17 protein-coding genes are annotated in these 22,263 nt (G+C 67.3%); 8 read left to right on the forward strand and 9 right to left on the reverse strand.

Going from position 1 to position 22,263, the window contains the following annotated elements:
- Nucleotides 1-7: 7 nt before the first annotated feature.
- On the reverse strand, nucleotides 8-1,630 hold the full coding sequence (locus tag M5E06_RS03050) for an ABC-F family ATP-binding cassette domain-containing protein (protein ID WP_252137113.1): 1,623 nt from the start codon (nucleotides 1,628-1,630) through the stop codon (nucleotides 8-10).
- 103 nt (nucleotides 1,631-1,733) lie between these two features.
- Nucleotides 1,734-2,621, reverse strand: coding sequence for a LysR family transcriptional regulator (locus M5E06_RS03055; RefSeq protein ID WP_252137114.1), 888 nt, complete (start codon nucleotides 2,619-2,621; stop codon nucleotides 1,734-1,736).
- A 119-nt stretch (nucleotides 2,622-2,740) separates the two neighbouring features.
- Here M5E06_RS03055 and M5E06_RS03060 point away from each other — a divergent pair, with 119 nt between their 5' ends.
- Nucleotides 2,741-3,970, forward strand: coding sequence for an MFS transporter (locus M5E06_RS03060; protein ID WP_252137115.1), 1,230 nt, complete (start codon nucleotides 2,741-2,743; stop codon nucleotides 3,968-3,970).
- Nucleotides 3,971-4,029: 59 nt separating this feature from the next.
- Here M5E06_RS03060 and cysC read toward each other — a convergent pair whose 3' ends face one another.
- The 3 genes from cysC to M5E06_RS03075 are packed head-to-tail and all read right to left on the reverse strand — an operon-like array spanning nucleotide 4,030 to nucleotide 7,404.
- The gene (cysC, locus tag M5E06_RS03065; RefSeq protein WP_252137116.1) at nucleotides 4,030-5,898 is read right to left on the reverse strand and encodes an adenylyl-sulfate kinase; all 1,869 of its coding nucleotides are present in this window, start codon (nucleotides 5,896-5,898) and stop codon (nucleotides 4,030-4,032) included.
- A gap of 1 nt (nucleotide 5,899) precedes the next feature.
- Nucleotides 5,900-6,697, reverse strand: a complete 798-nt coding sequence (gene cysD, locus M5E06_RS03070) for a sulfate adenylyltransferase subunit CysD (RefSeq protein WP_109153259.1) — start codon at nucleotides 6,695-6,697, stop codon at nucleotides 5,900-5,902.
- Nucleotides 6,694-7,404, reverse strand: a complete 711-nt coding sequence (locus M5E06_RS03075; RefSeq protein WP_502801956.1) for a phosphoadenylyl-sulfate reductase — start codon at nucleotides 7,402-7,404, stop codon at nucleotides 6,694-6,696. The genes cysD and M5E06_RS03075 overlap by 4 nt, the downstream gene beginning before the upstream one ends.
- 272 nt (nucleotides 7,405-7,676) lie before the next feature.
- Here M5E06_RS03075 and M5E06_RS03080 point away from each other — a divergent pair, with 272 nt between their 5' ends.
- From M5E06_RS03080 to M5E06_RS03100, 5 genes are all read left to right on the forward strand, one after another.
- Nucleotides 7,677-8,234: a precorrin-2 dehydrogenase/sirohydrochlorin ferrochelatase family protein gene (locus M5E06_RS03080; RefSeq protein ID WP_252137117.1), complete on the forward strand. Its 558-nt coding sequence runs from the start codon at nucleotides 7,677-7,679 to the stop codon at nucleotides 8,232-8,234.
- Between the two features lie 129 nt (nucleotides 8,235-8,363).
- A complete protein-coding gene (locus tag M5E06_RS03085) occupies nucleotides 8,364-8,651 on the forward strand; it encodes a DUF2849 domain-containing protein (protein WP_252137118.1) in 288 nt (95 codons plus the stop codon).
- A gap of 45 nt (nucleotides 8,652-8,696) precedes the next feature.
- On the forward strand, nucleotides 8,697-10,388 hold the full coding sequence (locus tag M5E06_RS03090; RefSeq protein WP_252137119.1) for a nitrite/sulfite reductase: 1,692 nt from the start codon (nucleotides 8,697-8,699) through the stop codon (nucleotides 10,386-10,388).
- Nucleotides 10,375-10,875 (forward strand): DUF934 domain-containing protein, encoded by a 501-nt coding sequence (locus M5E06_RS03095; RefSeq protein ID WP_109153256.1) that lies wholly within the window; start codon nucleotides 10,375-10,377, stop codon nucleotides 10,873-10,875. Before M5E06_RS03090 ends, M5E06_RS03095 begins: the two co-directional genes overlap by 14 nt.
- Nucleotides 10,876-11,165: 290 nt before the next feature.
- Nucleotides 11,166-13,601, forward strand: a complete 2,436-nt coding sequence (locus M5E06_RS03100) for a hypothetical protein (RefSeq protein ID WP_252137120.1) — start codon at nucleotides 11,166-11,168, stop codon at nucleotides 13,599-13,601.
- A gap of 42 nt (nucleotides 13,602-13,643) precedes the next feature.
- Here the strand turns inward: M5E06_RS03100 and mepK are convergent, their stop codons facing one another.
- Entirely contained in the window at nucleotides 13,644-14,294 is a 651-nt protein-coding gene (mepK, locus tag M5E06_RS03105; protein WP_252137121.1) for a peptidoglycan L,D-endopeptidase MepK, read from the reverse strand.
- Between the two features lie 560 nt (nucleotides 14,295-14,854).
- Here mepK and M5E06_RS03110 point away from each other — a divergent pair.
- Entirely contained in the window at nucleotides 14,855-16,159 is a 1,305-nt protein-coding gene (locus tag M5E06_RS03110; RefSeq protein ID WP_252137122.1) for a pentapeptide repeat-containing protein, read from the forward strand.
- Nucleotides 16,160-16,185: 26 nt separating this feature from the next.
- Here the strand turns inward: M5E06_RS03110 and M5E06_RS03115 are convergent, their stop codons facing one another.
- From M5E06_RS03115 to M5E06_RS03125, 3 genes are all read right to left on the reverse strand, one after another.
- Nucleotides 16,186-17,904, reverse strand: coding sequence for a sensor histidine kinase (locus M5E06_RS03115; RefSeq protein ID WP_252137123.1), 1,719 nt, complete (start codon nucleotides 17,902-17,904; stop codon nucleotides 16,186-16,188).
- Nucleotides 17,905-18,055: 151 nt separating this feature from the next.
- Nucleotides 18,056-18,652: a response regulator transcription factor gene (locus M5E06_RS03120; RefSeq protein WP_109153252.1), complete on the reverse strand. Its 597-nt coding sequence runs from the start codon at nucleotides 18,650-18,652 to the stop codon at nucleotides 18,056-18,058.
- Nucleotides 18,649-20,847: a two-component system sensor histidine kinase NtrB gene (locus M5E06_RS03125; protein ID WP_252137124.1), complete on the reverse strand. Its 2,199-nt coding sequence runs from the start codon at nucleotides 20,845-20,847 to the stop codon at nucleotides 18,649-18,651. The genes M5E06_RS03120 and M5E06_RS03125 overlap by 4 nt, the downstream gene beginning before the upstream one ends.
- A 177-nt stretch (nucleotides 20,848-21,024) precedes the next feature.
- Between M5E06_RS03125 and M5E06_RS03130 the strand changes: the two genes are divergently transcribed.
- Nucleotides 21,025-22,047, forward strand: a complete 1,023-nt coding sequence (locus M5E06_RS03130; protein WP_252137125.1) for a TRAP transporter substrate-binding protein — start codon at nucleotides 21,025-21,027, stop codon at nucleotides 22,045-22,047.
- The last annotated feature ends 216 nt before the right edge of the window (nucleotides 22,048-22,263 follow it).

Here is a 22,263-nt window from a genome sequence, read left to right on the forward strand (position 1 = left end):
CCCCCGGTCAGCTCCGCAGCCCCGGCGCCTCCTGCCCGGTGCGCTCCACATACTCGGTATAGCCGCCGCCATACTGGTGGATGCCCTCCGGCGTCAGTTCCAGCACGCGGTTGGACAATGCCGCTAGGAAATGGCGGTCGTGCGACACGAACAGCATCGTGCCCTCATAGGCCGCCAGCGCCTGGATCAGCATCTGCTTGGTGTCGAGGTCCAGGTGGTTGGTCGGTTCGTCCAGCACCAGGAAGTTGGGCGGGTTGAACAGCATGATCGCCATCACCAGACGGGCCTTCTCGCCGCCCGACAGCACGCGGCACTTCTTCTCCACATCGTCGCCGGAGAAGCCGAAACAGCCGGCCAGCGCCCGCAGCGATCCCTGGCTGGCCTGCGGGAAATGCGCCTCCAGCGCTTCGAAGATGGTCTGGTCGCCGTCCAGCAGCTCCATCGCGTGCTGCGAGAAATAGCCCATCTTGACGCTGCCGCCGACGGTGACGGTGCCGCTGTCCGGTTCGGCCGCGCCGGCGATCAGCTTCAACAGGGTCGATTTGCCGGCGCCGTTGACGCCCATGACGCACCAGCGCTCCTTGCGGCGGATGGTCAGGTCCAGCCCCTCATAGATGCTGCGGCTGCCATAGCCCTTGTGGACGTTCTTCAGAACCGCGACGTCGTCGCCGGAGCGTGGGGCCGGCGGGAAGTCGAAGGTCACCACCTGCCGGCGCTTGGGCGGCTCGAAGCGTTCGATCTTGTCCAGCTTCTTGACCCGGCTCTGCACCTGGGATGCGTGCGAGGCGCGGGCCTTGAAGCGCTCGATGAATTTCAGCTCCTTCGCCAGCATCGCCTGCTGGCGCTCGAACTGCGCCTCCTGCTGCTTCTCCTTCAGCGCCCGCTGCTTCTCGTAGAAGCCGTAGTCGCCGGAATAGCTGGTCAGGGTTCCGCCATCGATCTCGATGATCTTGGTGACGATGCGGTTCATGAACTCGCGGTCGTGCGAGGTCATCAGCAGGGCGCCCTCATAGCCCTTCAGGAAACCTTCCAGCCAGATCAGGCTTTCGATGTCCAGATGGTTGCTCGGCTCGTCGAGCAGCATGGCGTCGGGGCGCATCAGCAGGATGCGGGCCAGCGCCACGCGCATCTTCCAGCCGCCCGACAGGCCGCCGACGTCGCCGTCCATCATCTCCTGGCTGAAGCTCAGGCCCGCCAGCACCTCGCGCGCCTTGCCCTCCAGCTCATAGCCGCCCAGTTCGTCGAAGCGGGCCTGCACCTCGCCATAGCGCTCGATGATGGCGTCCATCTCGTCGGCTCGGTCAGGGTCGGCCATGGCGGCTTCCAGCTCCGCCAGTTCGGCGGCGACGACGCTGACCGGGCCGGCACCGTCCATCACCTCCGCCACGGCGGAACGGCCAGACATCTCGCCGACATCCTGGTTGAAATAGCCGATGCTGACCTGCTTCTCGATCGCCACCTGCCCGCCGTCCGGCTGTTCCTCGCCGGTGATCATGCGGAACAGGGTCGTCTTGCCGGCACCATTCGGACCGACCAGCCCGATCTTCTCACCCCGGTTGAGCGCCGCGGAGGCCTCCAGGAACAGGATGCGGTGGCCGTTCTGCTTGCTGACGTTATCGAAGCGGATCATGGGCGACAGGGGTCCTTAAGGCGTGATGCTTGGGGCGTGATGGCGGCCCCTTATGCCACAGGATGCGTGCTGCGACAGAGTCCTGATCGGCTCCGCAGCACCGCTACCGCCCCATCTCCCGCGCCAGCGCCAGGAAGCCGGCGAGATAGTCCACCTCCTCCTCGCCGCGACGGATGCCGAGATGGATGCTCTTGCCGATGCCGTCGGCGCCCAGCCGCAGGGCACGCACGGGCAAGCCGGCGCCGTCCTCCCGCACCAGCCAGTCGGGCAGGACGGTCACGCCGCGCCCGGCGGCGACCAACTGCAACATCAGGTCGGTGGTCTCCGCCGTCCGGTGACGGCGCGGCCGGCAATGGGCGGGCACCAGGAAGCGGGTGTAGATGTCCAGCCGCTCCAGGCTGACTGGCACGGTGATCAGCTCCTCGTCCCGCAGGTCCTGCGGCTGCACCGCGTCACGCCCGGCCAGCGGATGCGCCTCATGCACGACCAGCACGAGTTGGTAATCGAAGACCGGCGTGAACAGGATTTCCGGCTGCTCGACCGGATCGGGGGTGATCAGCAGGTCGATCTCGTTGTCCAGCAGCGCCGCGACTCCGTCATAGCGGAACGCCGTGCGCAGGTCGAAATCCACATCGGGCCAGCGCGCCAGATAGAGGCCGGTCATCCGCATCAGCCAGCGTTCGCAGGGGTGGCATTCCATCCCCACCCGCAGGGTGCCGCGCCGGCCCGATGCGAAATCGGCCAGCACCCGCTCCGCATGCTCGAACTGCGGCAGCAGCCGTTGTGCCAGCGCCAGCAGATGGTTTCCCGCCTGGGTGAAGCGCAGGCTGCGGCCCTTCTTCATCCAGATTTCGACGCCATGGCGTTCTTCGAACTTGCGGATGGTGTGGCTCAGCGCAGACTGGCTCAGGTTCAGCCGGCCGGCGGCGGCGGTGACGCTGCCCGACCGGTCCACCTCGCGCAGGATCGCAAGGATCTGGCGATCAAGCATCCATGACTCCCATTCATCGATCCATGAGGAGAAACCATTTCCGCTCATACTGCCGGGTCGCTACTCCTGCATCAATCCTTCCATCGCCGCCATCCGCCGCCCTATCGCCAAAGGATCCCATGTCGCAAGCCGAAGCCACCACCCGGACCGAAACGGCCTCCGCAGTCCCCCAGGCACATGAGCTTGGCAACATCGCCCGGCTGGTCATCGCGCAGGCGCTCGCCGGCGCCAATGCGATCGTCGTCTATGCGACCGGCGCCATCGTCGGCAACACGCTGGGCCCCAACCCCGCGCTGGCGACCTTGCCGATCTCCATCTTCGTGGTCGGCATGGCGATCTGCACCCTGCCGGCGGGGGTTATCGCCCGCCGCTTCGGCCGGCGCGCCGCCTTCCTGGCGGGGACCGGATGCGGGGTGCTGGTCGGGCTGCTGTCGGCGCTGGCCATCCTGCTCGGGTCGTTCTGGCTGTTCTGCGCGGCGATGATCCCCGGCGGAGCCTATGCCGCCGTGGTGCTGTCCTTCCGCTTCGCCGCTGCCGACTGCACCTCGCTGGAGCGCCGGCCGCGTGCCATGTCGGCGGTGATGGCCGGAGGCGTGGTCGCCGGCGTGGTCGGGCCGCAGTTGGTCACCCACACCATGAACCTGTGGCCGCCCCACCTGTTCGTCGCGACCTATGTGGCGCAGGCCGCCGTTGCCGCGCTGTCGGCGCTCGTCCTGATGGGCGTCCGTCTGCCGAAGCCGACCGCGGCGGAGGTCGCCGGCGGCCGTCCGCTAGGCGCCATCCTGCGCCAGCCCCGCTTCATCACCGCGGTGATCTGCGGCGTGGTATCCTACCTGCTGATGAACTTCGTCATGACCGCCGCCCCGCTGGCGATGCGGCTGTGCGGCCTGCCGCAGGAGTCGGCCAACCTCGGCCTGCAATGGCACGTCATCGCCATGTACGCCCCCAGCTTCTTCACCGGGCGCCTGATCACCCGCTTCGGCGCCCCGCGCATGGTCGCCGTCGGACTGACGCTGATCGCCGCCGCCTCGTCCGTCGGGCTGTCGGGGCAGGACGTGGCCCATTTCTGGATCAGCCTGATCCTGCTGGGGGTGGGATGGAACTTCGGCTTCCTCGGCGCGTCCGCCCTGGTGCTGGATTGCCACCGGCCGGAGGAGAAGACGCGGGTCCAGTCGGTGAACGATTCCCTCGTCTTCGGCACCATGGCCTTCGGCTCCTTCGCCTCGGGCAGTCTGCTGACCAGCTACGGCTGGGACACCGTCCTGCGCATCTCGTTCGTGCCGCTGGCGCTGGCGACCGCGGCGCTGATCGTCACGGCGATGTATCGGGCGGATCGGAAGGCGGCCTGAAAACACGTCGGGCGCGGTCTTTCCCCCGCGCCCGACGCCTCACCCTATAGAGCCGATCCTCAAATGACGTAGGTCAGCTCTTTCTCCGACTTCAGGCTGTTCTTGCCCAAGGTCTCGTCGACATAGTCGAGCAGCTGCGCCAGCGCCTCGCTGCGGCTCAGTGCGTCGGTGTCGATCACCAGTTCGGGCTGGTCCGGCGCCTCGTAGGGAGCCGTGATGCCGGTGAACTCGGCGATCTCGCCGGCCCGCGCCTTCTTGTACAGGCCCTTCGGATCGCGCTCCTCGCAGGTGGCGAGGTCGGCCGCCACATACACCTCGTGGAAGCGCTCGCCGCCGATCACCCGCGCCCGCGCCCGGTCCGACTTCAGCGGCGAGATCAGCGAGGCGATCACCACCATGCCGGCGTCGGCGAACAGCTTCGCCGTCTCGGCCACCCGGCGGATGTTCTCCGCCCGGTCATCCGACGAGAAGCCCAACCCGGCGTTCAGCCCGTTGCGGACATTGTCGCCGTCCAGCACGAAGGTCTGCCAGCCGCGGTCGAACAGCGCACGTTCCAGCGCCATCGCCAGCGTCGACTTGCCGGCGCCCGACAGGCCGGTCAGCCAGACGATGCCGCCCTTGTGGCCGTTGGCCTGGGACCGCTCCTCCAATGAGACGGTGTGCGACACCTCAGTGATGTTGGCCGCCGCGGCGTCCTCGATCTCCACAACCAGGCAGCCGCCGACCACGTCGTTGCCGTCGATCAGCGCGCCGCGGCCGGTGCGCGGCAGGTCCGATGCCAGATCCAGCGCGATGGGCGAGCGGGAGCGCAGGACGACCTCCGCCACCTCGTTGCGGCGGACCGCCTTGCCGGGCGTGCTCGACAGATCCTCCACATTGATGACCGCCGTCACCTGCTCCACCGTCACCCGGTGCTCGGCGGTGGCGATCTTCAGCGTGTAGGTCTTGCCGACCACCAGCGGGTCGGACACCAGCCAGAACAGCCGCACGCTCAGCCGGTGCGCCAGCGTCGGGGCGTCGGCCTGATGGTGGGCGATGTGGCCGCGCTCGGCGAAGATGCGCTTGTCCAGCGTGATGCCGATGCTCTGCCCGGCCTGGGCCGACAGCACCGTCTCCGGATGGTTCCACGCCTCGATGCTGACCACCTTGGCGCTGGCGCCGGTGGGGGAGAAGTGCAGGGTGTCGCCGACGCGCAGCCGCCCGCTCTCGATGCGGCCGGCCAGGATGCGGCGGTCGTCCGGCTTGTAGACATCCTGCAGCGGGAACCGCAGCGGCTGGTCGGGCGAGGTCTGCTGCGGACGGAAGGCGTCCAGCTGCTCGATCACCGTCGGGCCGAGATACCAGTCCGACTGCTCGCTGCGCGTGACGATGTTGTCGCCGTTGCGGGCGGACACCGGGATCACCGCCTTGGGCTGGAGGCCCAGTTCGGCCAGATAGTCCTTGATCTCCTGCGCCACCACCTCATAGCGGCGGCTGGAGAACTCGACCTTGTCCATCTTGTTGACGACGACCGCGACCTGACGCACGCCCAGCAGGTGCAGCAGGAAGGCGTGGCGGCGCGACTGCTCCAGCGCGCCCTCGTCGGCGTCGATCACCAGCAGCGCGGCGTCGGCCTGGGACGCGCCGGTCACCATGTTCTTCAGAAACTCGGTGTGGCCCGGCGCATCAATGATGACGTAGGGGCGCTGCTTGGTCTTGAAGTGGATCTGCGTGGTGTCGATGGTGATGCCCTGGTCACGCTCGGCCTGCAGCGCGTCCATGACGAAGGCCCATTCGAACGGCATGCCGCGCTTGCGGCTCATCTCGCGGACCTGCTCCACCTTGCCGTCAGGCAGGCTGCCGGTGTCGTTCAGCAGGCGGCCGATCAGCGTGGACTTGCCATGGTCGACATGGCCGACGATGACGATGCGAAGTTGAGAATGCGGCATCTTACATGTACCCCACGCTGCGCAGGCGCTCGAAGCTGTCTTCGGATTCGTTGTCCATCGCGCGGCCGGCGCGCTCCGGAATGCGGGTCACCTGAAGCTCGGCGATGATCTCGTCGATGGTCGAGGCAGTGCTGTCGACCGGGAAGGTGATGTTCTTCTCGCCCAGCGAGCGATAGCGCTTGCCGTCCTTGGCGAAATACAGCGGGACGATGGGAATCCCCTCGCGCTGCGAATAGCGCCAGATGTCCAGCTCGGTCCAGGCCAGCAGCGGATGGATGCGGACATGGACGCCTTCCGGGAAGCGGGTCTTGTAATGGTCCCAGAACTCCGCCGGCTGGTCCTTGACGTCCCAATCGCCTTCCAGCGAGCGCGGCGAGAAAACGCGCTCCTTGGCGCGGGTCGCCTGCTCGTCGCGGCGGATGCCGACCATGACGCCCTGATAGGCATGGTCGCGCAGCAGGTTCTTCAGGCCTTCCGTCTTGCGCGCGGCGGCACGGGTCAGCGGCGGCAGGGTCTGGTCCATCTCCTCTTCCGGCGGGCACTGCTCCACCTTCAGGTCGAGGTCCCATTCCTTGGTGATGCGGTCGCGGAACTCGTAGACCTCCGGCAGCTCCATGGCGGTGTCGAGCTGCACGACGGGGAAGGGGATGCGGCCGAAGAACGCCTTGCGGCAGAGCCAGAGCAGCGCGTTGCTGTCCTTGCCGATCGACCAGAGCATCGCCAGCTTGTCGATGCGGTTGTAGGCCTCGCGCAGAATATAGATGCTCTGGTTTTCGAGCTGGTCGAGATCGGCGCTCATCGGGCGATTCCAATCATGGTGGTGTGTATGCCGCATTCGGTCTTGGCGCTGCCGGCCCAACGGCCGGAGCGCGGGTCGGCACCGGGCGCCACTCGCTCGGTGCAGGTGTAACAGCCGATCGACAGGAACCCGTCGGCCTCCAGCGGGTGGCGCGGCAGGTCGCGCCGGGTGAACTCTTCCTCCAGCCGGTCCTTGTCCCAGTTGGCCAGCGGGTTGACCTTGACGCGCCCCCTCTCCGCCTCGAACAGGGGCAGGGCGGCGCGGGTCGTCGACTGGAAGCGCTTGCGTCCGGTCACCCAAGCCTCCAGCCCGGCGGTGGCCAGCGCGCGGTCCAGCGGCACCGTCTTGCGCAGGTGGCAGCAGGCGTCATAGTCGCGGTTGAACAGCAGGCCGTCCTTGTCACCGGCGGCGAGGTCGTCGGCGGTCGGCCCGATCTCCCGCACGTCGGTCAGGCCCAGCCGCTTTACCAGCTCGTCGCGGTAGCGCAGGGTCTCGCCGAACAACTTGCCGGTATTCACAAACAGAACCGGGAAATCCGGCGTCGCCTCGGCGGCGAGCGCCAGCAGCACCGCGGATTCGGCGCCGAAGGACGACAGCAGCGCGATCCGCCCGCCGAACACCTCATGCATGGCGGCCAGCAGGGGCGCGCCTTCCAGCGTGCCGTAGCTGTCGGTCAGATGCTTCACCCGTGTTTCCGCGTCCATCATCGGCTGCCTTTCGCGGTGGCTTATTAAATCTACTTGCCTAGTAGATAATGCGTTTGTGTTTGCACATTATCATCGGCGGAAAACCCGTGCAACGTAAATACATTCTCTACTTGTTTAATAGGCTTGTGCTTTGCTGCAAGTGCTTGTGTGAAATATGTTGATTGTCGTGCTGCGGCTGGGCTAAATACCGCCATGCACAGCATCACCCTTATAGGCGTCGCGATCCGCCGCTCCGTTCCGTCAAGCCCGGCATCGGCATTGGGGATGCGGCGATGATTCCGCTGGCGCTCGACCCGGCGCAGGTGGTGATCGCGCTGGCCGGCAACGGCCCGCTCGCGGTGCGCCGCCTGACCCAACTGCGAGAGGGCGGGGCAGACCCGCAGGTCTTTTCACCGGAACCGGATGGGGAATTGGCCGCACTGGCCGGCGACCGTCTGGTGCGGGCTCTGCCCGTTGCCGCCGATTTGGACAAGATCGGCGTGCTGTATGTGATGGGGCTGGGGACGGAGACCGAGACGACGCTGGCGGAGCTGGCGCGGCAGCGCCGGGTGCTGGTGAATGTCGAGGATGTCATTCCCTTGTGTGATTTCCACTCGCCCTCCGTGGTGCGGCGTGGCGATCTGGTGATGACCATCTCCACCGGCGGCCGTAGCCCGACTCTCGCCAGTCTGCTGCGCCAGCGGCTGGAGGCGCTGTTCCCGGAGGAGTGGGCGGAGCGTCTGCGTATCATCGCCGACTTCCGCAACCGCCGCCGGGCGGAGGGGGCGGCGATGTCCGAGGTCGCCCGCGAAACCCGCGAACTGATCGACCGGGAGGGTTGGCTGCCATGAACGGCACGCCTGCCGCCCCACGGAATTCACTGCCGGACCATCGTCGGTTCGGGTAAGACACCACCGCTTTAGAGAACGACCAGCCAGGAGAGCCAGATGTCGGCCAAGGATCGATCGAAGGAAGGGTCGATGAAAGCCATCACCGCCAACCGCCTGCGCGACGGGGAAGTCGTGTTCCTGGGCGAGGGCGGCCGGTGGGTCGAATCCTTCGCCGAGGCCGCGCTGTTCCCGCGCGCCGAGGCCGACGCCGTGCTGGCCCCCGCCAAGGAGAAGGCGGAGCGCGAGCAGTTCGCCGTCGACATCTACACCTTCGAGGTGGTGGAGCAGGACGGCCTTCCGGTCCCGGCGACGATGCGCGAGCGCATACGCACCGCCGGCCCGACCGTCCGCCTCGATCTCGGCAAGCAGGCCGCCTGAATCACTGATCGCTGGCCGTTCCGGCGGCCCTGAGGGCTTATCGACATGAACCACATCGCGCCCGGCGCCCGTGCCGGCATCTATCATTACGACGAAATCGACCGGCAGTTCGTCGCCGAGCGTGTCGAGCAGTTCCGCAAACAGGTCGACCGCCGCCTGTCGGGCGAGCTGTCGGAGGAGGAGTTCAAGCCGATCCGGCTGATGAACGGCCTCTATCTCCAGCTTCACGCCTACATGCTGCGCATCGCCGTGCCCTATGGCGTGATGTCGGCCACCCAGCTGCGCAAGCTGTCGGCCATCGGGCGCAAGTACGACCGCGGCTACGGCCATTTCACCACCCGCCAGAACCTGCAATACAACTGGATCAGGCTGGAGGACACCCCGGCGATTCTGAACGAACTGGCCGAGGTGGACATGCACGCGCTGCAGACCAGCGGCAACTGCGTGCGCAACGTCACCACCGACCCCTTCGTCGGCGCCGCCAGGGATGAAGTCGTGGACGGCCGCGTCTATGCCGAGATCCTGCGGCAGTGGACGACGATGCACCCCGAGTTCACCTATCTGCCGCGCAAGTTCAAGATCGCCATCTCCGGCGCTGAGAGCGACCGCGCCGCGGTGCGCATCCACGACGTCGGTCTGGTGGCGCGGCGCAACGACAAGGGGGAGGCCGGCTTCTCCTTCTATGTCGGTGGCGGTCTCGGCCGCTCGCCCTTCGTCGGCAAGCTGGTGCGAGAGTGGGTGGCGCAGGAGGATTTCGTCGCCTACTTGGAAGCCATCCTGCGCGTCTACAACCAGTATGGCCGCCGCGACAACATCTATAAGGCGCGCATCAAGATCCTGGTCCACGAGCTGGGCCTGGAGAAGTTCACCCAGGAGGTGGAGGAGGAGTTCGCGCGGCTGCGCGGCCCGAAATACCGCCTGGACCCGGAGATCGTCGAGTCGATCCGCAAGCACTTCGCCCCGCCGCCTTTCGAGGAACTGTCCGACCACTCCGAAGCGCTGGAGCGCGCCCGTGCGGCCGACCCGGCCTTCGCCAACTGGCTGGCGGTGAATGTCGCGGAGCACAAGGCGCCGGGCTATGCCATCGCTACCATCTCGCTGAAGCCGGCCGGCGGCATCCCCGGCGACGCCACCTGCGACCAGATGGACCTCGTCGCCGACCTGGCCGAGCGTCACAGCTTCGGCGAGCTGCGCGTCACCCACGTCCAGAACCTCGTCCTCGCCCATGTGAAGAAGGACGAGTTGTACGATCTGTGGAAGCAGCTCGACGCCGCCGGTCTGGGAAGCGCCAATGCCGGGCTGATCGGCGACATCATCGCCTGCCCGGGGCTGGATTACTGCGCGCTGGCGAATGCCCGCTCGATCCCGCTGGCGCAGGCGATCTCGGCCCGCTTCGCCGATCCGGTCCGCCAGCGCACCATCGGTGAACTCGGCATCAAGATCAGCGGCTGCATCAACGCCTGCGGCCATCACCATGTCGGCGCCATCGGCATCCTCGGCGTCGACAAGAAGGGCACCGAGTATTACCAGATCACCGTCGGCGGCGACCCGACGCTGACCACGGCGATCGGCGACATCCTCGGCCCGGCGGTGACGGAGACCGAAGCGGTGGACGCCATCGAGGCGATCGTCGACGTCTATCTCGCCAACCGGTCGGACGAGAGCGAGCGCTTCATCGACACGCTCAAGCGCGTCGGCCATGCCCCGTTCAAGGAGAGAATCTATGCCGCTGATTGAGAATGGGCGCATCGGCGAGGATGCCTGGAGCTTCATCCCCGACGGGGAGCCGGTCCCCAACGACCGCCCGGTCATCATCAGCTTCGAGCGCTGGCAGGCGGAGCGTGACAGCTTCGAAGGCCGCAACGCCCGGCTGGGCGTGCGGCTGAAGAGCGGCACGCTCGCGGGCGCCATCGCCGCCGACCTCGACCGCTTCTCGCTGGTGGCGGTGGAGTTCCCCAAATTCCGCGACGGCCGCGGCTTCTCGACCGGGCGCGAGTTGCGGGAGCGTTACGGCTACACCGGTGAGATCCGCGCGGTCGGCCATGTCATCCCCGACCAGTATCTCTATCTGGTCCGCACCGGCTTCACCTCGGTCGAGGCGCCGGAAGGCACCAACCCGGACAGCTGGGCCAACGCGCTGACCGAGGTCACCGTCGCCTTCCAGCCCAGCCTGGACGACACCGCGCCGCTGTCTCTGCTGCGCCGCAAGCTGAAGGTGGGGTAGGGCGGCTTTCGCCAGCTCCGGCCGGCGGCTGATCACGCGGCTGATCACAAGGATGGGAAGGGGCACCGCATCCTGAAAGGTTCGGTGCCCCTTCGTTTTTTGGCGCGGGAATGATCTGGACGGGCTGGGACCCCGTCGTTCGAGAAAACAATTACAAAGAGAAAACACTCTGACTCATATCGTCATATAACTTCCGTTGCATTTCAGTACAATCGGAAGGAGTTTTTCTCCCGACACAACCTGCGCGGCGGGATTTTGCCCGCCGCTTCAATGTGACGGGGGACATTCCAATGGGTGCAGGAACCGAGGCTGCGGACAAGACCATCTATCTCGGCCTTGCCATGTCCGGGGCGATCTCGGCCGGCGCCTATTCCGCCGGCGTGCTGGACTTTCTGGTGGAGGCGCTGGAGGAATGGGAGGCGGCGAAGCAGAAGGACATCGCCGACGGCACCCGAACAGTGCCTCATCACAAGGTGGTCATCGCGACGATGACCGGTGCGTCGGCAGGGGCGATCACCAGTTCCATCGGCTCGCTGTGCGCCGGCATGGGCGCGCGGCCGCCGAAGGCCAGCCGGCCGGACGACCCCGCCTATGTCGCGCGTGACAAGCCCGGCTCCGCCGACAAGATTCCCTGGCATGTCCTGCCCGAGCTCTATCAAGCCTGGGTGGACGGCCCGGCCTTCGTGAAGAGCGATGCCGACAAGGATGGGACAACGCCGACGATTCCCGGCCTGCTGGACAATGCGGACCTGCCTGCCGGCACCAAGCTGGGCGACGTGTACTCGCTTCTCAACGCCCAGCCGCTGATGAACATCGGCCGCAAGGCGCTGGCCGATCTGGAGGTGGCTGCGAGCGATCCCAAGCGTCTGCCTCCGCGCCCCTACATCGCCGAGAATCTGCATGTGCTCCTGACCCAGACCAACACCCGCGGCATCCCCTACAAGATCGAGGTGCGGGGCGGCATGGGTGGGTCGGCCTACGGCATGATGAATCATCTCGACCACGCCCATTTCGTCCTGAAGGGTCTGGGATGCGCGTCGTTTGTCAGCCCCTGGGCGCAGTCGGATGCGGCCTACAGCTACACCGTCGATTCGAACGCCGGCGGCGTCGCGGCGCGGAACAAGAATTCGCTGTGGTTCGAGAGCGATGACGGGGAGAAGCCGAAGGATTATACGCAGCCCAACAGCAAGCAGTTGGTCAAGAACACGCTCGCGTCCGGTGCTTTTCCGATCGGGCTCTCGGCCATGGACCTGCTGACTCCGCTCTCGCACTACAACCAGCGCGCCTGGCCGATGAACATCCCTCCCAATCGGTTCACTGATATCAAGCCGCAGTGGCCGTGGGGGAACGGCTCCTCCGGCAGCGGAACGGTCCTGCGGCCGCCGGAGAATTACCGGTTCGCGGCGGTGGACGGCGGCGCCATCAACAACGACCCCTTCGACCTCGCCCGTTACGCGCTGATGGAGAACCCGCCGAAATCGTCGCCGAGCGACGTGGCTGAGGTCAACCGGATCGTCGTGATGATCAGCCCCTTCCCCGAAGCGCCGACCATCGACGGCCTGAACCCGGATGGGAGCGCGAACACCCGCCTGACCAAGATCATCTCGAAGATGGTCGGCATGTTCGTCGAACAGAGCCGCTTCCGCCCCGACCTGCTGTTGCGCGCTCTGGACAACACCGGGGCCGACCTGTGGCGCATCTCGCCGTCGCGCTTCGTCGGCACCCAGCCGCAGTCCGCGGCCATCGCCTGCGGCCTGTGGGGCGGCTTCGGCGGCTTCCTCGACATCGAGTTCCGCCGTCACGATTACGAACTGGGCCGCCGCAACTGCCAGCGGTTCCTGCAATCCTGGTTCGGCCTGCCCGACAACAATCCGCACATCGACGCGATGGGCGAGCCGATCAGCCGGGAGATGAAGACCGACGAGGCCGGCGAGGAGGTCCGCTATCCCATCATTCCGCTCTGCGGCACCGCGCGCATCGAAGTGAAGCCCCGCGCCTGGCCGACGGTCACGCCCGAGACTTACCGGACCTTCATTGATGCCGTCTTCGAGCGCTTTCTCCGGCTCGGCGTTTCGGTCATTGGCATGAATACTGGAAGCAAGGACGAAAAGAGCTGGTTCTCTTTGAACCTCAACCCTCTCAGACTCTTCAAGCGCAGTGTCGAGAGGGCGGTGCGCCGTTCCACTTTTGCCGATCTGGTCCACCGCGACCAGATTCTGCAGGAGGAGCAGCGCCGGGTGCTGGAATGCTGCATGGACGACAAGCCGTCGCCCTACATTCTGACCATGCGCCTGCTGAAGAACTTCCCCGAGCTGAAAAGCAGCAAGAAGATCGTCTTCGACGTCATGCGCGGCACGGCCTCGCTGCCGACCGACGTCATCGCCGAAAACATCTGCCTGCTGCTGGTGAACGCGATCGACAAATGCCCGGTCAAGGTGGAGCACGTCACCGCGCTGTTCTCGAACGACGCTCCGGCCTATCGGACTCCGGACAGCGTGCTGGACGAGCTGAGGCTGGCCTACACCGATACTCCATCCTCGATGCACCCCGACGACGTGGCGCGGATCATGGAGAAGCTGAAGGAGTACGGTTACATGGAGGCCGCCCAGTGGACCGGGGTCGACACGGGCAAGCCGAAAAAGAAGGGCTGGATCCCGTCGTGGGAAAAGACCACCACCGCCTATCGCTACGCCGACCGTGACGACGGCGACACGCTCGACATCTGAGCGCAACGCCCGTCGTCTCGCCACCCCCGGACGGAGGCCCGCTTACCAGTGGCGCAGCGGGCCGACGTCGACATGGACGAAGTTGCTGTCGGGGTAATAGCCGACACCGCCGCCGCGCAGGCTCAGCGCCGCCCGCTGCAGATGCCGGGTGGCCATGTTCGGCACCCGCAGGTCGATGGCCATGCCGCGCATGTGGAAGCTGTTCTGGGCGACGCCGCTGTGGTCGGCCTCGCGCAGCATCGCGTTGGTCTCGGGCGAGCGGTAGCCGGACACGATCTCGATCGGGCCGCGGCGGCCGAGCTTGCGGCTCAGCGCATGGACCAGATCCAGCAGCTTCGGGTCGATGGCGTGCACCGAGTTGTTGCGGTGGTCGCGCAGCAGATGGTTGACCGCGCGCATCGCGTCGCGCACGTAGCGGCCCCTCGACCAGTATTCGGCGTTGAGCTTCTCGCCGGTGTGCAGGTTCACCAGGGACAGCACCCGCGGCGGGGCGCGCAGGGCGGCGGCCTCCGCCTCTTCGCTGCTGAACAGGGTTCCCCCGGCTGATGCCGCCGCCGCCAGCCCCAGGCCGGCGCGCAGAAGATGGCGGCGATCGAGATGGCAGCGATCAAGATGACGGCGTTCGGTGGCGTGGCTCTCGCCAGCGCTCGGGCGTGCGGTCGTGATCGACCGGGCGTCCGCATCCTTCATCATTCTTCCTTCATATCCCGTTTTTCCGCTCCGGCACCCGGGATCCGTCCTCTGGAGCCCATCGTTCCGGTTACGGCCAAAGTCACACCCTGGCTAAGGTCAAGGCGCGCTGCGGTGCGTTATTCCGAAAGGTGGGACACTTTTAGGATGCCCGTGGCCTTTTCTGTCAAGAAACCATTGCTTAACCGATGCCGGTTTTTCGGTGACTCCAGGGTTTCCGCCGACTCGCCCGCCCGCCGTGACAGCAGCCGAGTCGAAGCTGTTCGCGACTCGTTCGCAGGTGGTTCGATTACAGAACCGTAACGTGCGCGACTCGGGACCATTGCCGTATCATCACCGGCAGAAGCAGCGACGGGCCTATGGCCGCAGCCATGCACAAGCCTCTGTTTTCCATATTCCTCCAGCCGGACTCTGCCGCCGCATCGGCGGGGAGCCATAGCGGCGGGCGGCCGAAACGCATCCTCCGAAAGAGGGTGCGCAAAAGGGGGATTCATTCAGCCTTCGGTAAGGAATGAATCGCATGATTGTCGCGATGTAACCATTTTCACGGCGACAACTTGTCCGTGCCAACCACCTCACTGACCGCCTCCACCGTGTCCTTCTTCCGGCCCGACCAACTGGCCGAGGTGCTGGACCGGCACGCCCGCTGGATCAAGGGCCAGCCGGGCGGTGCCCGAGCCAACCTCGCCATGGCCGATCTGGAGGGTGCGGACCTGTCGCAGCGTGATCTGCGCGGCGCACGTCTGGTCGGTGCGCGGCTGGCGCGCGGGCGGCTGAACGGCACCAATCTGGCCGGCGCCGACCTGTTCGGCGTCGATCTGCGCGATGCGGACATCAGCCGCGCCAACCTGATGCAGACCGATCTGCGCGGCGCGCGGCTGCGCGCGGCCGACTTCTCCAATGCCAACCTGAAGGGCGCCGACCTGCGCGCCGGCACGCTGGAACCGGGCGGCACCGCGCGGCGCGGCGCCGGCCCCGATGCGCAGGACGCCGAAAGCGCCCGCCAGATCCACAAGGCTGCCCTGGCCCGCCTGCAGAACGGCCTGACGGCGGAAGGCGGCATTCCCACCGACCTGACCGGCGCGGTGCTGCGCGGCGCCAATCTGGCGGACGCCGACCTCAGCGGCGCGGTGCTGCAGAATGCCGACCTGTCGGGGGCGGTGCTGAACGGGGCGGACCTGACGGGGGCGCGGCTGAACGGCGCCAACCTGTCGGGCGCGGCGCTGGACGGCACCCGCTTCGACAAGGCCGACATGGTCGGCACGCGGATGGCCGACTGCGACCTGTCCTCCACCCGGATCGCCACCGCGCAGATGACCCGCCCCATCGACAGCATGGGGTCGGAGATCCAGCGCGCCATCTTCGACCATGAACGCTGGATCGACAGCTTCGGCCAGCGCGGCCAGAGGGCCGACCTCGACGGCACCGACCTCAGCCGCGCCGACCTGCGCAACGTCAATCTCAGCGCCGCAAGCTTGCGCGGGGCGAACCTGTCGGCGGCGGCGCTGACCGGCGCCCGGCTGATGATGACCGATTTGTCCGGCGCCAATCTGGAGGGCGCCAACCTGATGGGCGCCGACCTGTCGGGCGCCAACCTCAGCTACGCGGTGCTGACCGGCGCCGACCTGACGCGGGTTCGGCTGGGTCCGGCGGCGATCAAGGATCCCTCGGGCCGCCCCACCGGCCGCTCCTGGGCCGCCAACCTGATGGGGGCCGACCTGCGCGGCGCCCTGATGGTCGGCACCTGTCTGGTGCAGGCCAACCTGTCCGACGCGAATCTCGACAGCGCCGACATGGACGGCGCCGACCTTGCCGGCGCCAAGCTGCAGCGCGCGATGCTTCCCGGACGCCCGCCCCGCCGGGGTTGAGGCAAAGCCCTACGGCAGCCTGCCCCCTACGGCAACCTGATCGTCACCGCGGTGCCGACGCCGGGGCTGCTGTCCAGGCTCAGGGTGCCGCCATGGGCCTCGATGAAGCGGCGGGCCAGCGGCAGGCCCAGCCCGGTGCCGGCCTCCGCCTTGGTCAGGTAATTGTGGACCTGACGGAACGGCTCCATCGCGATCAGCAGCTCGTCCGCGGTCATGCCGACGCCGGTGTCGGCGATCACGATGACCGCGCCCGTGCCGTCGGGACCGGGGGCCGCCTCCACCCGCACGGCGCCGCCCGGCGGGGTGAACTTGATGGCGTTGGACAGGACGTTCAGCACCGCCTGACGCATGCGCACGCCGTCCACCGTGACCCGCAGGTTCTTCGCGATGGCGCCGCCGGTCAGCGTCACGCCCTTGCGCAGGGCCAGCGCCTCCACCAGCCCCAGGCAGTCGTCCAGCAACTCGTCCAGCGCGACGTTGGCCGGGAACAGCTCCAGCCGGCCGGCTTCGATCTTGGCCATGTCCAGCAATTCGTTGACGAGGTCCAGCAGGTGGCGGCCGGACTGGTGGATCGCCGACAGATACTCGACATGTTTGGGCGGGGCGGCGCCGAAGATGCCGGACATCAGCGCCTCGGCGAAGCCGATGATGGCGTTCAGCGGCGTTCGCAGCTCGTGGCTCATGTTGGCCAGGAAGTCGCTCTTGGCCCGGTTGGCCGCCTCGGCATGCTCCTTTTCCGATTCCAGCCGGCGGCGCTGTTCGATCAACACCGCCTCGCGGGCGCGGCGCACCTCCTCCTCGGCGCTGCGGCGGCGGCGAAAGGCGCGCGTCACCAGCAGGGCCAGCATCAGCGTCGCCGCGCAGGCCAGGGCGCCGCCGCCGACCACCGTCATCCGGGTGGCGTTCAACTCTCGCTGAACGATATCAGAGGGCACGCCCAGCACCACCGACCAGCCGGTTTCCGGGGAGCGGTGAATGACGGCATGGACCTCCACCCCATCCTTGGTCCTGCCGAGGAACATGCGGTTGCTGCCGGTCCGGATCCGCGCCTCCAGCGCCGCATAGGTCTTCTGGCCCAGATAGGCGGCGGCGTTGTGGGAGCGGGCGGCGATCAGCATGGTCGGGTCGATGACCGTGACCGTCCATTCCGGCGGGGTGTCGCGGGTTCGCAGCGCGCCGCTCAGCCCCTCCAGCCCGACGGCCAGCGACAGGATATACCGCACCCGGTCGCTTTGGCGCACGGGGTCGAACTGCATGATCGGCGCGCGCAGGATCAGCGACGGACGGCCCGGCGGCCCACCCGGCGGCAGCACGCCGCCGATCACCGCGCGGCGGCTTTCGACGACATGTCGGGTGACCTCGTCCAGCCGCGGCGGCGGTAGCGGCTGGACCCCCAGCGGGTAATGGGTGTGGAAGACGAAGCGCCCGGTGTCGGCGTCGATCAGCCCCATCGCCAGCCAGCCCGGTTGGCTGTGGGTGGCGGTGGTCGTCTCCTGGTACAGGGTCCTCAGGTCGTCGACATTGGGCTGAAGCAGCGATGCCAGCAGTTCCAGCGGCCGCAGCTGGCTGGCCAGTTCGCGGTCGACCGACAGCGACAGCGACTGCGCCACCGATTGCAGCGCGTCCTCCGTCTCCGCCCGTTCGCGCGTGTCCAGCTGCCAGACCAGAACGGCGCCGAACAGCAGCAGGGGCGCGACCACGGCCAGACCGATGGCGAGCAGGGAACTGGGTAACCGAAAACGCAACCGCGGATGCTCCAAACCACTGCGTAAAACCACCGGAGTGGCAGGGCAGAGTAGTACGGGATCCGCACCGACTCCAGCGACGTCCGCCGACTTCGCGGGTTTCCCCCAATCGGGCCCTGCCGTTCGGGAGGGGCCGCTCGGGAGGGGCCGTTCAGGACGCGCCGGTCAGCAGCCGTGTCAGCTCGACCGCCGTCTTCACCCGCATCTTCTCGAACACATGGCTGCGGTGGACCTCCACCGTCCGCATGCTGATGCCCAGTTCGTCGGCGATGACCTTGTTCAGCCGCCCGGCGACGACCAGTTCCATCACCTGCCGCTCGCGCTGGGTCAGGGTGGCCAGCCGGGCCGTCAGCCCCGCCTGTCCCGCCTCGCGCTCGCGCTGTTCGGCGTCGAAGGCCAGCGCGTCGATCACCCGGTCGACCAGTTCGTTGTCGTTGAAGGGCTTTTCCACGAAATCGCGGGCTCCCTTCTTCAGGGCGCCGACGGCGATCGGCACGTCGCCATGGCCGGTCAGGAAGATCACCGGCATGCGGCAACCCTTGGCGAGCAGCCGGTCGAACAGCTCCAGCCCGCTCATCCCCTCCATGCGGATGTCCAGCAGCAGGCAGCCGGCGGTGTCCGGCCGCCATGCCTCCAGGAAGGCTTCGGCGGACGGCCAGCCGGCCACCGGAACGTTGCGCGACTGGAACAGCCAGCCGAGCGCGTCGCGGATGGCCTCGTCGTCGTCGACGATGTGGAGCGTGGTCATTCGGCGGCCTCGGCGGTGTTGTCTTGAGAGGTGTTGTCTGGCGCGGTGCGGTCGGGAAGACGGTCCGCAGCCGGAGCGTGAACGGGCAGGGTGAACAGGAAGCGCGTTCCCGCAGGGACTGCCTCCGGGCCGTCCCCGTCCGCCACCGCCTCGAACCACAGCCGGCCGCGGTGGTGCTCGACGATGGAGCGGCAGATGTTCAGGCCCATGCCCATACCTTCGCGCTTGGTGGTGAAGAAAGGGGAAAAGAGCCGGTCGGCGACATCCGGCGCGATGCCGCAGCCATGGTCGCGGATCTCCGTCAGCAGCACGCGGCCTTCGCCGTCGCCGGCCTGTCCGCAGTCATCGCCGCCGGCCAAGCGGACGGTGACGGTCAGCCGGCGGTCGGCGCGCGGGGTGCGGGCCATCGCCTCGATCCCGTTGCGCATCAGGTTCAGCACCACCTGCTGCAGCAGGATGCGGTCGCCGGTGACCGGCGGCAGGTCGGCCGGGGCGTCCAGCTCCACCCGCACGCCCAGCCTCGCGGCGTCACTGCCGGCCAGCCCGACGCAGTCCTCCAGCACGCGGGCGAGTGAGCAGGGGGCGACCTTCGGATCGCGCTTGCGCACGAAATCATGGATGCGGCGCACCACCAGCCCGGCGCGCTTGGCCTGGGCCGCCAGCTTCTCCAGCGCCGCCGCCACTTCCTGCGTGTCGCAGCGGTCGGAACGCAGGCGGTTGAGGCAGCCGGTGCAATAGCTGGCAATGGCCGACAGCGGCTGGTTCAGCTCATGCGCCAGGGTGGAGGCCATCTCGCCCATGGTGATCAGGCGCGAGGTCTGCTGCAGCCGCTCCTGCTGCTGGCGGGCCAGCTCCTCGGCGCGCTTGCGCTCGGTGATGTCGAGGACGGAGCCCATCCACCCGGTCTGGCGCCCGTTGGCGTCGATCAGCGGCGCCTCGTAGATCAGGGCGTCGAAGCGTTCGCCGTTGGGGCGCTGGAACCGCATCTCCAGCCCGCTCTCCGGCGCGCGGCCGGCCAGCACATCATGGAAGGCGGCCTCGGCCTGGTCGATCTCCTCCGGCAGCCAGTAGGGCGCCGGCGGGCCGCGTCCGATCAGATCCTCGGCCTCCAGCCCGACCATCTTGCAGAAGGCCGGATTGACGTAGGTGATGCGCCCTTCCAGATCGCGGGCGCGCATGCCCACGGTCAGGCTGTCCTCCATCGCCTTGCGGAAGGCGTGCTCCTCGCGCAGCGCCTCCTCGGCGCGCAGGCGGCCGGCGATGTGGCGGCGCAGCGACCACAGGCTCCACAGCGCCGATCCGGTCAGCGCGAAGATCGCCGCCACCAGCACCGTGCGCATGACGTTCGAATCGCTGGGATAGGCGGTGGCGACCAGCGACAGCCCGTGGCCGGGCGGGTCGAACGGGATGACGTGGCTGCGCGCCGGGTCCGGCGCCGGCCCCGCCATCGACCCCGGCACCGACATCCGCGACTTCGACCCCAGGACCGCCCCCCGCGCGTCCATCACCTCCAGCTGATAGCGCTGGGCGAACCACCAGGGGACATGGTGGGTCAGCATCGCCTCGAACGAGAAGACGCCGACCAGCGCGCCGACGAACTTGCCGTCGCGGAACAGCGGGAAGGCGGCGTCGAAACCATGATTGGCGGCATCGACCCGATAGGGAGCGCTGTGGGCGCGCAGGCCGGAGGAGCGGGCGATGCGCACGGCGTCGGTCCGGCTCAGCCCGCCGAGCCGGCTGTCGTCCCCATCCGCATTTTCCTTGGCCGCATTTTCCCCGGCCGCCGCGCCGTTCCCCGGCAGCGGCGGCTCGGCCAGTTGGGTGCGCCCCTGGGCGTCCAGCCACAGCACCCGTTCGATCGCCGGGTTGGTGTTCACCACCAGCCGGGCCATTGCGGCGAACTGCCGCATATCCACTTCGGTGCGCCCCAGCGTCTCCGCCAGCCGCTCCAGCTTGTCCTCGTCGGAGGCGAGCTGGAAATGCAGGTTCTGCTCGACCCACAGCGCGTCTTTGATCAGCGCCAGCGCCTCCTCGTCGCGCTCGTTGCGCTGAAGCAGCCACAGGAAGGCGCCCAGCAGCACCACGACCAGGGCCATCGCCACCACCGGCATGGCGTGCCGCACCGCCCGCCCGAAATTGCTCAAGGAGGGGCGGGCAGGGGCAGGGGAGGAGCCGGGGCGGAGCGGGTTCGACATTGGAATGGACACGAAAGTGTGGCGGCGGGGGATGGCGGGACCGGACGAAAGTGGGATAGGCCGACTCTGCGGATATCCACAATAGCCGCAATTCGTCCGATCATGAACAATGCGCGACAAGTACGGGGCGGAACAATCCGCACTGTCGACAATCAACACCGGAAGGGGGACGCACCCATGAAACTCGTGAAGCTCCTGTGCGCGGCTGCGGTCGGCTGCATGATGGCGGCGCCGATGGCCATTTCGACGGCCTGGGCCCAGGACCAGATCGTTATCAAGTTCAGCCACGTCGTCGCGCCGGAGACGCCGAAGGGCAAGGGTGCCGAGAAGTTCAAGGAACTGGCCGAGAAGCTGACGGCCGGCAAGGTCAAGGTCGAGGTCTATCCGAACAGCCAGCTCTACAAGGACAAGGAAGAGCTTGAGGCGCTGCAGCTGGGCGCCGTGCAGATGCTGGCCCCGTCGCTGGCCAAGTTCGGCCCGCTGGGCGCCAAGGAATTCGAGGTCTTCGACCTGCCCTACATCTTCCCGAACAAGGAAGTCCTGCAGCGCGTCACTAAGGGCGAGATCGGCAAGAAGCTGTTCAAGAAGCTGGAGTCCAAGGGCATCATCGGCCTCGCCTATTGGGACAACGGCTTCAAGATCATGAGCGCCAATAAGCCGCTGATCATGCCGGAGGACGTCAAGGGCCTGAAGATGCGCATCCAGTCGTCCAAGGTCCTGGACGCCCAGATGCGCGCGCTCGGCGCCCTGCCGCAGGTGATGGCCTTCTCCGAAGTGTATCAGGCGCTGCAGACCGGCGTCGTCGACGGCACCGAGAACCCGCCGTCCAACATGTACACCCAGAAGATGCACGAGGTGCAGAAGTACGCCACGCTGACCGACCACGGCTATCTCGGCTATGCGGTCATCGTGAACAAGAAGTTCTGGGAAGGCCTGCCGGCCGACGTTCGCACCCAGCTGGAAGAAGCGATGAAGGAGGCGACCGACTACGCCAACGACATCGCCCAGAACGAGAATGACGTCGCGCTGGCCCAGATGAAGGCATCGGGCAAGACCGAGTTCCACACCCAGACCAAGGCCGAGCGCGAGGCCTGGATGAAGGCGCTGAAGCCGGTCCACAAGGAAGCCGAATCCCGCGTCGGCAAGGACCTGATCGAATCGATCTACAAGGAAGCCGAAGCCGCCGGCTTCAAGATGTAAGGACTTGCGAGGGGACGGCGCCTTCCCGTCGGAAGGCGTCGCCCGCTCCAACGCGACGTCCACCTTATTCGGCCGTCATTCCCGCGAAGGCGGGAATCCAGCCTTTCCGGTGCTTTCGCTGCGGCAGTCGCCTGGATCCCCGCCTGCGCGAGGATGACGGCCAGACCGAGCGCCGTGGGTTTTGCGGCGCCTCCCCAGCGTACCAGACCATCTCCG

The sequence above is a fragment of the Azospirillum sp. A1-3 genome (assembly GCF_023806445.1).
Lineage (GTDB): Bacteria > Pseudomonadota > Alphaproteobacteria > Azospirillales > Azospirillaceae > Azospirillum.